General features: G+C 66.0%; 14 protein-coding genes and 2 pseudogenes. 9 read left to right on the forward strand and 7 right to left on the reverse strand.

The window, feature by feature from the left end; genetic code table 11:
• Nucleotides 1-161 precede the first annotated feature (161 nt).
• Both AB0M29_RS41445 and AB0M29_RS41450 read right to left on the reverse strand, forming a co-directional pair.
• Complete coding sequence (locus AB0M29_RS41445) at nucleotides 162-629, reverse strand: hypothetical protein (protein ID WP_365392136.1); 468 nt, start codon at nucleotides 627-629, stop codon at nucleotides 162-164.
• A gap of 107 nt (nucleotides 630-736) precedes the next feature.
• A complete protein-coding gene (locus AB0M29_RS41450) occupies nucleotides 737-1,114 on the reverse strand; it encodes a hypothetical protein (protein WP_365392138.1) in 378 nt (125 codons plus the stop codon).
• 326 nt (nucleotides 1,115-1,440) lie between these two features.
• On the opposite strand from AB0M29_RS41450, the gene AB0M29_RS41455 reads away from it, so the two are divergent.
• From AB0M29_RS41455 to AB0M29_RS41490, 8 genes are all read left to right on the forward strand, one after another.
• Complete coding sequence (locus tag AB0M29_RS41455) at nucleotides 1,441-1,731, forward strand: hypothetical protein (RefSeq protein ID WP_365392140.1); 291 nt, start codon at nucleotides 1,441-1,443, stop codon at nucleotides 1,729-1,731.
• 293 nt (nucleotides 1,732-2,024) lie between these two features.
• Nucleotides 2,025-2,978, forward strand: a complete 954-nt coding sequence (locus AB0M29_RS41460) for a CHAP domain-containing protein (RefSeq protein WP_365392142.1) — start codon at nucleotides 2,025-2,027, stop codon at nucleotides 2,976-2,978.
• Nucleotides 2,929-3,678, forward strand: a complete 750-nt coding sequence (locus AB0M29_RS41465; protein WP_365392144.1) for a hypothetical protein — start codon at nucleotides 2,929-2,931, stop codon at nucleotides 3,676-3,678. The genes AB0M29_RS41460 and AB0M29_RS41465 overlap by 50 nt, the downstream gene beginning before the upstream one ends.
• A gap of 467 nt (nucleotides 3,679-4,145) precedes the next feature.
• The gene (locus AB0M29_RS41470) at nucleotides 4,146-5,132 is read left to right on the forward strand and encodes an IS630 family transposase (protein WP_365392146.1); all 987 of its coding nucleotides are present in this window, start codon (nucleotides 4,146-4,148) and stop codon (nucleotides 5,130-5,132) included.
• Between the two features lie 86 nt (nucleotides 5,133-5,218).
• Complete coding sequence (locus AB0M29_RS41475) at nucleotides 5,219-5,686, forward strand: hypothetical protein (RefSeq protein ID WP_365392148.1); 468 nt, start codon at nucleotides 5,219-5,221, stop codon at nucleotides 5,684-5,686.
• A gap of 101 nt (nucleotides 5,687-5,787) precedes the next feature.
• Nucleotides 5,788-6,552, forward strand: coding sequence for an IS5 family transposase (locus AB0M29_RS41480; protein ID WP_365392149.1), 765 nt, complete (start codon nucleotides 5,788-5,790; stop codon nucleotides 6,550-6,552).
• Between the two features lie 19 nt (nucleotides 6,553-6,571).
• A complete protein-coding gene (locus AB0M29_RS41485; RefSeq protein ID WP_365392151.1) occupies nucleotides 6,572-6,868 on the forward strand; it encodes a DUF2283 domain-containing protein in 297 nt (98 codons plus the stop codon).
• Nucleotides 6,869-7,687: 819 nt separating this feature from the next.
• Entirely contained in the window at nucleotides 7,688-8,326 is a 639-nt protein-coding gene (locus AB0M29_RS41490) for an RICIN domain-containing protein (RefSeq protein WP_365392153.1), read from the forward strand.
• Between the two features lie 215 nt (nucleotides 8,327-8,541).
• On the opposite strand, the pseudogene AB0M29_RS41495 reads toward AB0M29_RS41490, so the two are convergent.
• Nucleotides 8,542-8,793: pseudogene (locus AB0M29_RS41495) on the reverse strand (transposase); the annotation flags it as partial.
• Between the two features lie 501 nt (nucleotides 8,794-9,294).
• On the opposite strand from AB0M29_RS41495, the gene AB0M29_RS41500 reads away from it, so the two are divergent.
• Nucleotides 9,295-9,708, forward strand: a complete 414-nt coding sequence (locus tag AB0M29_RS41500; protein ID WP_365392155.1) for a hypothetical protein — start codon at nucleotides 9,295-9,297, stop codon at nucleotides 9,706-9,708.
• A gap of 286 nt (nucleotides 9,709-9,994) precedes the next feature.
• Here AB0M29_RS41500 and AB0M29_RS41505 read toward each other — a convergent pair.
• The 4 genes and pseudogenes from AB0M29_RS41505 to AB0M29_RS41520 form a co-directional block, all read right to left on the reverse strand.
• Nucleotides 9,995-10,477 (reverse strand): annotated as a pseudogene (locus AB0M29_RS41505) (transposase family protein); the annotation flags it as partial.
• Entirely contained in the window at nucleotides 10,452-10,997 is a 546-nt protein-coding gene (locus AB0M29_RS41510; protein ID WP_365392157.1) for a group II intron maturase-specific domain-containing protein, read from the reverse strand. The pseudogene AB0M29_RS41505 and the gene AB0M29_RS41510, both read right to left, overlap by 26 nt.
• Nucleotides 10,998-11,156: 159 nt before the next feature.
• Nucleotides 11,157-11,453: a transposase gene (locus AB0M29_RS41515; RefSeq protein ID WP_365392159.1), complete on the reverse strand. Its 297-nt coding sequence runs from the start codon at nucleotides 11,451-11,453 to the stop codon at nucleotides 11,157-11,159.
• Between the two features lie 272 nt (nucleotides 11,454-11,725).
• Nucleotides 11,726-13,528 (reverse strand): tetratricopeptide repeat protein (locus tag AB0M29_RS41520; protein WP_365392161.1); only part of this gene is annotated, 1,803 nt, incomplete at its 5' end.

Here is a 13,528-nt window from a genome sequence, read left to right on the forward strand (position 1 = left end):
TCACCTCGCGTACCCTACTGGTTTCGTCCGGTGAGGAGATGCTGGCCCCACCAGCACTTGCTGCTGTTCATGGGCCACCGACGGAATGAAGGTTCCGGAGTGACGAAACGCCGAGTGTGATCATCAGGGGCGTCGTTGGTCCTACTCGGTCCTGGCATGGATCAGTGGATCTCGGCAGCGGCGGTGGCTATGAAGGCGTTGAGGGCACCCTGCAGCGCTTGCTCGCCAGCGGCGAGTTCGGTTCTCGTCGAAGCCCTACGAATGGGCTCAATTGCGTCGAAAGCCGAGGCAGCGAGAGCGACGAGCGTGGCATCTTCGGCCAGGAGTAGGACTCGGAATTGGGCGTTCTCGGCAGCGGCGCCAAGTCGGTCACACTCTGTGAAGGCGCTTCGCGCCGCAGGGCTGTCGGGGTCTGACTGCTGATGAAACCAGAGGGCGATGGCCCCCTGTTTGAGTGCCGTCACAGCTCCGGCGTAGGCACTGTAGGTCGCCAGTCGCTCCTGGCGCAGTTGCAGGGAGCGGGCAAAATCCTCCGCGCGCGCACTGGAGCGGCGCTGGAAGTCGAAGGTGATGATCGACCCCAGCAGAGTTCCGGCGACGGCGATCAAGCTAGCCAGCACGACCTCCATGTCCACATCACACCACGCGGCGTGCCCCGCGGTGCCCAAGACCGGAACGCCGCCCGCTCTTCAGGGAGTCCGACGGCTTGAGTACGGGATCGCCGCGGTTTCGAGAGCTACGAACCCGCAGGTAGAGGCATTCCGCCTTCCGCAACTGCCCAAGCGGCGCGTGCGTGGTGGGTGCCACTGAGCATCGCATAGGAGACCTTGGTCGGGCCCTGGCCGTTCTTCGCGTCCCGATCGGGTCCGTACTTGCCCTGGGAGAAGCCGAAGTAGGTTGCCGCCAGTTGGATCTCATCGTGCATGGAGGCGGGGTTGTCCCAACCCCTCCCGTTCTCCTGCTGCTGTGCCGTGAACACGCGGCGGGCCTTGCCCTTGCCGCACGGCATGTCGTTCGAAGCGTCCGAGGACTCCGTGTACGGCGGCTTCTCCGAGCCCGCGTGGGCGTGCGAAGCGGGCCGGTGTGTGGGCTTGTGCGGGAAACGCGACTCCATACGGGCACCCGGGGCACTGTGGTGGTGTCCCGCTGCAAGGCAAACAGCGCAAACAGATCAGCGATCGTCGAACCCTAGATGGTCGTTGAGGGGCACAGGCGAGTCCGCTGCACGGAGAGCTGTCGTACTTATGCCGCTCCAGCACCCATGGCCGCACCGGGCCGTATCAGAGGGGAGAACGACACCCATGCTTAAACTCGGAAAGGCCAAGCATGCGATCGCCATAGTGGCCCCGAGCCGCGTTCGCCCTGGCTGGGGCGACCATTCTTTCCGCGACCTCGCAGGCGTCCGCTGACCTGCACCCGAACAACCACGGCTCTGACCCGATGGCGATCCAACTGGTTACCAGCCACGGCGCGGGCGTCTACCTGCGCGACGACGCGGGGTGTGCCAAGTACGGCAACGGGCTCACCCTCTCGCCAGGCCAGTTCATTCAGGCGGACTGCTGGGTGTCCGGTGGGAACGTCGGCAATGACGGCGACGTCTGGTACCGCAGTGAGGAGGTAGGCGCCACCGTCAGTGACCTGTTCCCGCTGGATCGGGTGACCTGGACCTTCGCGCCGTACGTGGACGGCGCACTCAGGTTCCACATGACGCCCGGTATGCCCCACTGCTGAACCAGCCGATGGGCCCGCAGCGGCCCCGTACTCGCCTTCTGCTGAGCGGAGCCCTTCGCCGTCGACGACCCGAAGGGCACCGTAGGCGCGGTGCGGGGAAGCCCTACTGGGCCCAGTAGTACAAGCGTGCCGTGGTCCGCGCCACTGTCGAGGCGGGCCCGTCACCCGGCCCCAGTCCAACGGCACGATCCCTGCCCAGCTCTACGTCCAGGCCGCGTGGGCGTCCACTCGGCACCGGCACACCGGCTCGGGCACTCCGACCCCATCACCTCCGTCCAAGGAGAGAACCCGCAATGCCATCCAGTCGACTTTTACGCTCCATCGCCGCGGCGGCCTGTCTCGCGCTGTCCGGCCTCACCCTGAGCGCGGTCACCGCCCAGCAGGCAGCCGCGGCAACCGACACCAGCAAGATCGTTTCCGCGGCCCGCAGTCAACTCAATTCCGATGGCTGCGGGATAGTGGACTGCAACGTGGAGTGGTGCGCCGAGTTCTCGAAGTGGGCGTGGCAGCAGGGCGGTGTGGACGTCACCACGCTCGGTGCCACGGTCACCACTTTCGTCAACTACGGTGACGCCAACGGCACATGGCACGACCCGTCCGGCTACACGCCGCAGCCCGGCGACGCCATGATCTTCGGTGGTGCGGGGTTCCCGACCAAGGCCAGCGGCGGAGCGCATGTCGGCCTGGTGGAAAGCGTCAACTCCAACGGGACCATCACCGAGATCGGCGGCAACCAGGGCGGCAGGGTCACCGAGGTCACCGGCACGGCAGCCTCCATCGAAACGCAACTCGAGGGCTCCTCGTACAGCTTCCTGGGCTACGTCAGCCCGGTCGGCGTCCCCGCCCCGCCGGCGTCGACCAATGTCCCTACTTCGGACAGTAGCTGGGGGGCGTATGACCCCGTCGGGAAGGTGATGACTTTGTTCGGTCTCGGGTCGGGGGGCCATCTCGGCTTCACCAGGAGCTTGAACGGAGGGGCCAGCTGGTCCAACTGGGCCGAGGCCAACGGCTACTGGGCGTTGCAGGGCACGCCGAACGCGGTCTATGACGTGGATGGCAAGGCGACGCTGCTCTTCGCCCGTGGGTCGGCCGACGGTGCCATGGGCGTGAGCAGGAGCACCAACAACGGTGTCAGCTGGTCGAACTGGACCCCCGGTGAACTCGTACTGGACGAACTTCAAGGGCGACGCTTCGGCGGTGTACAACTCCAACACGAAGAGGGTCACCGTCTTCGCCCGGGGTGGTGACGGACGTATCGGCTACACCCAGAGCACCAATGCCGGTGTGAGCTGGTCCAATTGGGCTGAGGTCAACGCTTACTGGAACAATTTCTCCGGCGACCCGCACGTGATCTTCAATCCGGTCACCGGGCGGATGACGGTCTTCGCCCGGGGTGGGGACGGACGTATCGGCTATACCCAAAGCAGCAACGACGGGGCGAGCTGGTCCAACTGGGCCGAGGTCAACGCTTACTGGAACAACTTCTCCGGCGACCCGCACGTCGTCCTCAATCCGGAGACCCACCGGATGACGGTGTTCGCCCGCGGTGGCGACGGCCGCATCGGGTATACCCAAAGCGCAAACGACGGAGCGAGCTGGTCGAATTGGGCTGAGGTCAACGGTTACTGGAACAACTTCTCCGGCGACCCCCGCCCGGTGTACAACCCCCACACCAAGACGATCTCGCTGCTCGCCCGCGGCGGCGACCGCCGTATCGGCTATACCCAAAGCAGCAACGACGGAGCCAGCTGGTCCAACTGGGCCGAGGCCAACGGTTACTGGAACAACTTCACCGGCGACCCCACCCTCGTCTACGACCCGGAAACCAACCAGAACACCGCCTTCGCACTCGGAAGCGGCGGCCACATGGGCTACACCCAGAGCAACGGCGGCGGCTGGACCAACTGGGCCGAAGTCAACGCCTACTGGACACTCATCGGATCCTGAACAACCAAACCCCGCACGGTTAGCCACACGAATGCCGGCATAGCTCCCACCGTGTCCAGCGGCTCCGAACCGGAATTCGCTGGACACGGTGCTTCACCCTGGCAATACAGATCAAGTACAGGCTCCTGGCAGCTGGAGGGACAATGGCGGCGCAAGCCGGGGTGCAGATGGTGGAGCAGCCACTCAATTCACCGACGTAGAGGCTGCCGCGCCTGATCCGGGTGACCACTGTCCGGCGAGCGTTTCGCAACCTTCGCTTCAAGGGCGCTCCGTCCCACCGGGGCACGGGAGTCGGGCAGGCCCGGCCTCGGACGTGCGCGTGGTACTGAACTTGAACGGGTGATGTCGGGGCGGTTTGCCTGAGGGGTGCTGGCTCGGCGCTGGTAGCCATCTGGGCGTGAGGTATGCGCAGGGCGGCGGTTTGACCGCCGCGGGGAGGGCCGCCCGGGAGCGGCAGGCTGCAGGCCGTGGAACACTTCGAACGCGGCGAGAAGAACCGGGAGATCGGGGCCGCGCCGCGGGTCAAGGAGCGGTCGGTTGAGCGATGGCGCCGGGCTTGGCGGGAGCGGGGCGAGTTGGGACTGCTGTCCGCAGGTTCACCGGGACGGCCCAAGCTCTGCGCGGCCCAGGTCGACAGGCTGGAACGTAAGTTGGAGCGGGGGCCGCTGGTCCACGGCTGGGCAGATCAGCGGTGGACGCTGGCGCGGGTGAAGGCCCTGATCGGCCGCCTCTTCCATGTCTCGTACACCGTGGAGGGGACCTGGCAGTTGCTGAAGCGGCACGGCTGGTCATGGCAGCAGCCTGCTCGGCGGGCGATCGAGCGGGATGACGAAGCCGTTGAGCTGTGGAAGAAGGAGGTCTGGCCGCGGGTAAGAGCACCGCGGCGGCGCTCGGGGCCTGGATCGTCTTTCAGGACGGGGGCCGGGCAGTCGATGATGCCGCCGCGTGCCAGGACCTGGGGCCGGGTCGGCCGCACTCCGGTGGTGCGGGTCCGCGGGCGGGGATCCGGGCGGGTCTCGATGGCAGGCATGGTCTGCTATAGGCGCGGGGAACGGTCGCGGCTGATCTACGCCGTCTACCACGGCCGCAAAGACGAGCCGGAGGGCTTCGGCTGGCGCGATCTGCGGGACCTGCTTGTCCGAGCCCGCATCCGGCTTGGCGGCCCGATCGTGCTCGTCTGGGACAACGTGCGGCTGCACCTGACCGCCGGGATGAGGGAGTGGGTCGCTGCGAACGTGCACTGGCTCACCCTCTTCCAACTGCCCGCATACGCACCTGACCTCAACCCGCAAGAAGGCATCTGGTCGCTGGTCAAGCGAGAGGTCGGCAACCTCGCCGCGGCCGACCTCGCCCAGATCACCAAGGCCGTCAAGCGTAGGCTCAAGCAGCTCCAGTATCGGCCGGACATAGTCGACGGCTGCCTCGCCGGCACTGGCCTTGACGTCCACGAGTAACGAACCCAGGGAACGGCCCGCCGGTACGTGGCCCTACGATCGCGGCACCCCGCCGAACGCTTGTGCCCGACGAATTGAGTGAGTCCGTGAGCGACGACGTCCTGTCGATCATTCCGACCGATCCCCAGTGGCAGCCCGACCGGGCGGCGGCCGAGCGGACTGCCGCGCTTGCCGCGGACCTGGCTCCCGGCCTGCCCGATGGCGCGGAAGTCGAGATCGACGTCACCTGGCACGACGCCCTCACACCCGTCGACTGCGGCGACAACCTGGAACGGATCGGCTGCCCGCACTGCGGTGCTTCGATCGATACCGAGTGGTACGCCGACCTGCTGGAAAGCCACTGTGAGGAGGGCTTCGACACCTTGGCCGTGGAAGTGCCCTGCTGCGGCGCTGCCACGTCGCTGGACGTGTTGGACTACGACTGGCCGTGCGGCTTCGCCCGCTTCGAGATAGCCATTTGGAACCCCGAACGTGACTGGTTCGGCGACGAGGAACTGGCCACTATCGGCGACACACTCGGGCACTCGGTGAAGCAGATCAGAGCCCACATCTGACTCAGGTCTCAGCAGGAACCAAGTGCAGCCCACCAGTGAAAGGTGAAGCTCCTGGTAGATGGGTTGTCGACCAAGATCAACCTGTCCGCCCGGAGCTTCATGTGCTTGTCTACCCATCGGGGATCGATCTGTCCAACTCGACCCTGCGCTACCTGTCCGACCTGTTGAGAGCCCGGCGTCGTGAGCGCGGCACGCGCTGGCGCCGCCTGACCGCGGACCGACAGGCTCTGCTCGTGCTGGCCCATCTGCGCTGCGGGCACACGTACGCCCAGCTCGCGGCCGGCTTCGGGATCGGGCTGACCACCGTCTACCGGTACATCGCCGAGGCGGTTGAGGTTTTGGCGGCCCTCGCCCCCACCCTCCAGCAGGCCATGACCGTCGCCGCCGACAAGGCATTCGTGATCCTGGACGGCACCCTGCTGCACATTGACCGCATTGCCGCCGACCGCCCCTACTATTCTGGCAAGCACAAGCGCCACGGCATGAACGTGCAGGTCATCGCCGACGCGTTCGGACGCCTGCTCTGGGCCTCACCTGCCCTGCCGGGTGCCGTCCACGACATCAAGGCCGCCCGCACCCACGGCATCATCGAACCGCTCACCCAAGCCGGCATCCAAACGTGGGCAGACAAGGGATACCAGGGAGCCCGGGGGACGATCCGGGTGCCTTACCGCGGCCGCTGGAGCACGCTCCCAGCCGGGAAGCGGGCGGTGAACTCCTCCCACGCCAGGATCCGAGCCGTCGGAGAGCAGGCCAACGCCACCCTGAAGAGTTGGCGGCTTCTGCGCAAACTCCGTTGCAGCACCACCCGCATCACCGACATGGTCAAGGCCGTCCTGGCCTTGCACCTCGCCACGACAACCTGAGATCGCTACGGCCGGCGGCATGGACGAGGACAGCGCCACCATCAACGACAACAAGGGGGGATCGCTCACCGTGACGGATGTCAGAGTCACCTACGACAAGACCGTGAACGCAGCATACGTATACCTCACCGAACCGCAGGCCCGCGTGACGTCCGCGCGCACGTATCCCTGCGATCCAGTGGACGTCGACGGCATGATCAACCTCGACTTCGACGAGCAGGGCCGCCTCATCGGCATCGAGGTGTTGGCGGCCAGTTCAAAACTTCCCGAGTACCTGCTCCAGTCCGCGGAGCGACTTGACACCGAAGGCGCGTGACCAGCCGAGCGCCACGCTCGCGGCGAACAGGAACAGTTGGAAAGGGCTCAGTAGCTTCGCCTCACATCAGACCGGCAGCGCGCCCCGTGCCATGGCCACCCTGCGCAGACCTCGCCATCGGCCGATGTGCCAACCGGCCGGATCAATATCGCCGCCTCAGCCGACCACTACCGGTCACGCCTCGACCACGCCACCGCACTCCTTGAGATCACCTGCTGAGAACGCATCAGCCCTGACGGGGGAACCGGTCCCTCGCTGCCGTATGCCCGAGAGGACCAGCATGAAGCTCCGCACCCTCGGATCCGCCCTCACCTCGGGCAGGTGGGACGCTTCTTCACCTGAGCAGTGCTTCTTTCCACGGCACGATCCGGACCCTCGACAAGTCCTATCGTTCCAGGTCAGGAGCACTTCCCGCGTTTGTGATCAAGCCTCGGACAGCCCGCCTCACGAAAGCGCGAGGCTAGATCCGCGATCGGCCGTCGCTGTACGGATTAGTACGGGATAGGGGACTCCACGCGGGCACCCCAGGCATGCTGATCGCGTTGCTCCGCACGAGACCGCAGCTCCTCGACTGCTCGGCCGCACGGGTGTGCGCCTGAGGCCATCGGTGTGTTGTCCCCGCGGACTTCCGTCAGGCCAACAGGGTCCTGATGTCCTACGACGTCGGGGAGACGCACCATGGAAGCGGAGGGTCTTTTGCCACCGTCCGAAGGCATCTTTCTGAAGTCAACGCTCAGCAACCATATTGTCGCGAACTTGCCGTCGTGGACGGCGAGTTGATTTCCGAGTTCAACTCGGAGAATCGAGGATGACCGAACAATGCGTACTCGTAAGGGCTCAGCACTGCTCGCCGTCACGTTGACCGTCGGCATGGCCACTCTGGGGCTGGTTCAGACCGCGAGCGCCGCCACTCCCAAGGCTCCTACGAAAGCCGCCACTTCCGAGGCTATGACGATAGTCCACGTGACCTCGTTGTCGCAGATCCCGACGGCGTATAACACCCGCGCCGGCCAGGCGACGCCGAACGTGGCCTATAGCGTCACCCTGCGGAACGCCCACAGTGGGCAGTGCCTGGACGGGGACCTGAACACCATCGGCCACAACGGCGCCAAGGTGCAGCTCTGGGCGTGCAACGGCCGGGACAACCAGTCGTGGATCTTCGTACCCAACCCGACATATGGTCCGTACTTTTACACCATCAGGAACGCCCACAGCGGGCAGTGCCTGGACGCGGACACGAACACCATCGGCTACAACGGCACCAAGGTACAGCTCTGGGCCTGCACCGGCAGTTCAGGCGGATCCAACCAATCATTTTCCCGGCCCCCCGGCAATACGCTGCAGAACTACACCGACGGGCAATGCCTGGACGGCGATCTGAACACCATCGGCTACAACGGCACCAAGGTACAGCTCTGGGACTGCAACGGCTGGGACAACCAGTCGTGGTTGGAATAGGGGCAAGGCAGTGAAGCTTGGGTTTGGGGTGGGTATGTCAAGGGGCTGAGGCAGGGTGATTGCAAAGTCCTTTGGTCGTGCATCGGCGCAGGTCAGCTGAGGCCGAGGAAGGCCAGTGGCCGGTCGTAGGAGCGGAGGGCTGTGGTGCGGAGTCCAGCGGCGATGTTGATGTGGCCGGCGTTGCGGAGCTGGAGGTTGTCCCGTATGGGGTGTGGCTATCCGGTGAGGGCCAGGTTGTGCAGTCGGGCGATGCCGAGCATGGCCTGGTGAACGCCGTTGCCCTTGAACCGGCAGTCCCGCAGGACCTTCGAGTTCGTCAGCCGTGACAGCGCGTGCTCCACGCGTGCGCGCGCCCGGCGGTGGACGGCGTTCTCCGCTTCCTGTTGCGGGCTGAGGTGCGTCTGACCTCATCGTTTGCGGTGCGGGATGAGCAGGCCGGTGCCTTGGTAGCCGCCGTCGGCGATGGTCGGTGCGCCGCAGCAGACCCGGTCGACACCGGACTTGCGTGAACGCCCGGCACGTCCGCTACGTCCTGGACGAGAACCCCATGAGTTCCTGATCAATAGGCCTCGGGGTGGTGACGTGAGCCGAAGCACCGTAGTTGTCAACTGCAGAGAGGGATGAGCTGGAGATTCGGATCGGTCGAAGCAGTCTGGTTGTTGCCAACAAGGATTTCGACTTGTCACATGCGCTACAGCCACCGACTACAGATGTCAGGGGGAATCACGTGAATCCCGGCGAAAGCTGGCAGCTGGAGCCGTCCCAGCCGGGCACCCGGCCGTATTCGAGGTCCGCCTGCACGGCCGCACGGCTCGCCTGGTCGGGTATGGGGGCAGACGCAGTGCAAATGGACTCCGACCGCCGTGGAAGAACAACAGGAATGGCATTGATCCATCGGCCCACGGCAGTGAGAACGGTAGCCGCTTGGCTAGATGATGCATGGTCAGATACCCAAAGGGAGATGAGAGATGACTCGAAGTCGTCGGTCGATCCGGGTCGCAGTGGCCGCCGCCGCGCTGCTCTTGGGCGCGCTCGCCGCAGCGCCCGAAGCCAGCGCGGACACGCCGCCTTCGTACTGCGGCGGCAACACCTACCTGAACAACCACACATACGCCTTTGATCACACGTACATCAGCGGTGGCCACCTCTACTTCCAGTACTCGACCCTGGTGCCGATCGGGGACAACTACTACTGGAACGGGCAGTTCTCGTACCAGTGCGATGGGAACCCCACCCCGGTTGGGGCCGGTAGCTACGTCGGCCAGCTCCTGAGCTACTACGACCACTCGTATGTCAGCGGTGGCATCGCCTACTTCCAGTACTCAACGCTGGTGTGGGACGGCTCGAACTGGCAGTGGAACGGTTTCGTTTCGCACCGGTGACCGTTCCGCCGTCCGCACACCTGCCGTGCGCGGCCCCACTATGTGGGGTTGGGTTTGACGACTTCGCAGACCACAGTGAACCTCCTTCATCCAGTCCCAGCAGGCTGAAAGGGCTGGTCAACGGGGTGGTGTGATGTGACAGGGCCCCTCGTCGTTGCCGTGGTGATCTCACTCATCACGTCGCCGACGAGGGGCCCTGTTGATCTTGTATCGAGCCATGCTCGATGTCCCGCACGAGCTCGTTGAGCACGTCTCGTGGCCGATGCAGACCCGGTCGACACCGGACTTGCTTGAACGCCCGGCAGTCATTGCGGCTGCCGGGCAACGGCAGTCCGATCGCCACCACCAGACGACGGTTGGGGTCGATCACGACCTGCAGGTTGGCCGAGAACCTGTAGTTCTTGCTGGAGGCCGCCACACTGCGATCGCGGGTGGGGACCAGGGTGCCGTCGACGATGTGGACGGTGTCCTTGCGCGGTCGGCGGGGCGGCGAGATGGCGAGCAAGGGCGCCAGGTGATCGAGGATGCGGTCGGCCGCGGACTCCGAGACCCCGAACAACGGCGCCACCTGCCGCAACGTGAGGTTCGTGCGCCAGTACGTCGCCACCAGCAACCAGCGGTCCTCCAGCGGCAGCCGCCACGGCCGACCGCGCTGCACGTCACCACCACGACGTCGGACCAACGCCACCAGCCTGGCGAACTGCACCTCGGTCAGCCCCGAGAACGGCTCAATCCACTTCGGATCACCTGCTGAGATCACCCCACCCATCTGGTCGCGCGGACCATGGGGTGGCGATGGTGTTGCCCCGGTAGCGGTATCGCTGGATGGGTACCTTCGCGGGGGGTTGAACCAGTCCACACCGTCGGCGATAAGCCCCACCGGTTGCGGGGTTGCCGTAGGTGCGGACGATCCATCTCCAGTTCCTGCGTCGGCGGCGTCGGCGGAGCCACTTCCACACTCGGTGCCACAGGTAGTGTTCCAGCTCACTGAAAGTGATCTTGGACGCGCCGTGCCGGAAGTAGGCGGTCCAGCCCCGCAGGGCCTGTCCTAGGAAGATGTAGACCATGCGGGGTTCGGTGTTCGTTGTCTGTCGTCCGGTCAGCGTCTTGATCTTGGACTTGACCGATTTCACGGCTCTGTCGCTGGGATGGGTGTAGACCAGGCGACGGTTCAGGGCGGCGTCGTTCAGTCGGTCCGACCGGCTTGGCGGTGACTCATGTAGGTGGACTGGTTGTGGCGTCCGTGGATCGGGCCGGAACGGAGGCAGGCACGGCCTCCGGGTGATCATGAGGTGTCGAGTCCCTGATCACCGCAACGGAGGACCGTGCCTGGCCGTTCATCATTGCCCATCCCTACCGGTCTGGGCCAGCTCGTTGCCAGCCGGCCTCCCACGCCCGAGGAGCACTTCGGTCTGCTGGACGTGTGATGCGTCTACGCACGGGCGACTTCAGTCCAGTTCGCCGGCCGCGTTCAGTTCCGCCGGTAGTGTGTGGTGCAGCCGGTCGAAGACTCTGACGTCCCGCCATCGCTCCAGACGCCTCCAGCAGGTCTGCCCGGAGCCGAATCCCAGCTCCAACGGCACCTGCTGCCACGGGATTCCGGTGAAGAGCACGAACAGAATGCCCTGCAGGCACAGCCGATCGGGGACCGGTTTGGGCCCGGATGAGAGCTCGGGCCAGGGCGGCAGCATCGGCCCGATCAGCGCCCACAACTCGTCGTCCACGACCCATGGCTTGACGCTCACGTCCTCACGAACGGCTCCATCGTCGCACCGGTTACAGCCGACCTGCGATAGCCCGCAAGATCGTGTTCCGAGCTCGTAGGAGCTGCCGCGCCTGATCCGGTGACCCCTGTCCGGCGAGCGTTTCGCAACCTTCGCTTCAAGGGCGAGCCGTCCCACCAGGGCGCGGGAATGGGCAGGCCCGGCCTCGAACGTGGGCGTGGCAGCGGCCATCCGGGATGTTGGCAAGACCGTGAGACGCGCCGAGTGGTCAAGGAATACGGGCAGCAGCGAGGTTAGACGTCGAGCTCGTTTCGCCCTTTGACACGCCTCCTGTCCGGGATTTCCGACTGGTCGCCGTGCAGAGCGAGCTTGCCGCGGACTTGGTCGGCGTGGGGGTGATCGAGTTCGGTGAAGATGTCCAGGGCACGTTGCCAGGCGTCGTGGGCCGCGTCGGGGTGGTGCGCGGCATGGTGGGCGTCGCCGAAGCGGTTGAGGATGTCTGCTTCCAGTGGGCGGTCGCCGAGGTCGCGGCACAGGCCAAGGGCGAGTGTGTAGCACGCGGCGGCTCGGGAGTGCTGACCCAGGTGGCTGTGGGCGTAGGCAATGGTGTCCCAGGCATGGGCTTGTCGTTCAAGGTCGTCGAATTCTTCGAGGACGGGCAGAGCCTGTCCGCAGCAGGTCAGGGCCTGTGCGGAGTCGCCTAGGCGCGCGTGTGACCAGCCGATGGCGGTCAGCGTCTGGGCCTGCCCCAGCCGGCGGCCACAGGACTCGTACAACGCGTGGGCCTGACGGGCGAGCGCCAGCGCTTCGGCGACGGAAGGAGGGCTCTGCCATGCTTTCACTCTGGCGAGTTCGATGTACGTTTCGGCTTGCCCGTCCAGGTCACCGATCCTGCCGAACAGGTCGAGGGCGCGGCGTAAGTGATGGTGGGCGTCGGCGTAGCCGCCATGGCGCCGGTGGGCCCGGGCGACGATGCTGTGCGCGATGGCCTGCCCCAAGGGGTCGGCCAGCCGGTCGGCGGCCTCTGTCGCGGTGTTGCCGACGGCGGCAAGGTCGTGCCAGTTCCCGCGCCGATCGAGGTAGGTGGCGAGGGCTTGCGCCAGCTGCCAGGTGTGGGCGTCGAAACCGGTGGCGGCGGCGTGGCCTACAGCGCTGAGAAGCACGGCGTGTTCGGTGGCGAACCAGGCCAGCGCCTGCTCGCGATCGGCGCAGTGTTCCCGGCAGACCCCCGGTTCGAGTGGGGGCAGGTTCAGCGGGTCCCGGCCCCGTTCGACCAGCAGGGCGGCGTCGTGCGCGGCGTGCACATAGTGATCCAGCATCCGGTGCACTGCGGCGCGGCGCTCCTGGCCAGGGTCAACGGTGTTGGCCTGTTCATTGGCGTAGGCACGGAGCAAGTCGTGGAGCTCGAAGCGCCCGCTGTGCTTTTGCTGGAGCAGGTGCTCGTCCAGGAGCAGTTCCAGTATTTCGGCGGCCTCGCCGGAGGTGATGCCCGCCAATGCGGCTGCCGCCGCGGCACTGAAGTCCGGGCCAGGGTGAAGGCCGATGAGGCGGAACACCTGCTGTGCCCTGTCGGGGAGTGCCTGGTAGGACGCGTCGAACACAGGGCGTATCGCGCGGCCGCCGGCGCTGATCGCTTCCGGACGCCCGGCCTGCATCCGGTCGGCGAGTGCGGCCAGACTCCAGGCGGGTCGGGAGCGGAGCCGGGCGGCGGTCAGTGCCAGGGCGAGTGGGAGGCGGTCACAGTACTCGATGATGCGTGCGGCAGCTTCGGGTTCGGCGGCCACGCGGTTGTGTCCGGCGATCCGGGTGAGCAGGTCGAGTGCTTCGGTCTCGGTGAAAGTGTCGATCAGGTGCGGGGTGGCGCCGTCGAGTCCGGCGAGACTGCGGCGGCTGGTGATCAGGACCATGCATGTGGGCCCGGCGGGGATGAGGTCGCGGACCTGGTCCTCGGTGGCTGCGTTGTCCAGCAGCACCAAGGCACGACGATCCCGCATGCGGTCGCGGTACATCGCCGCGCGTTCGTCCCGACTCTCGGGGATCTGGTACGCGGCTACTCCCAGCTGCCGCAGGAACGCCTCCAACACCGCGGACGGGTC

It is taken from the genome of Streptomyces sp. NPDC051976 (genome assembly GCF_040680795.1).
Classification (GTDB): Bacteria; Actinomycetota; Actinomycetes; order Streptomycetales; family Streptomycetaceae; genus Actinacidiphila.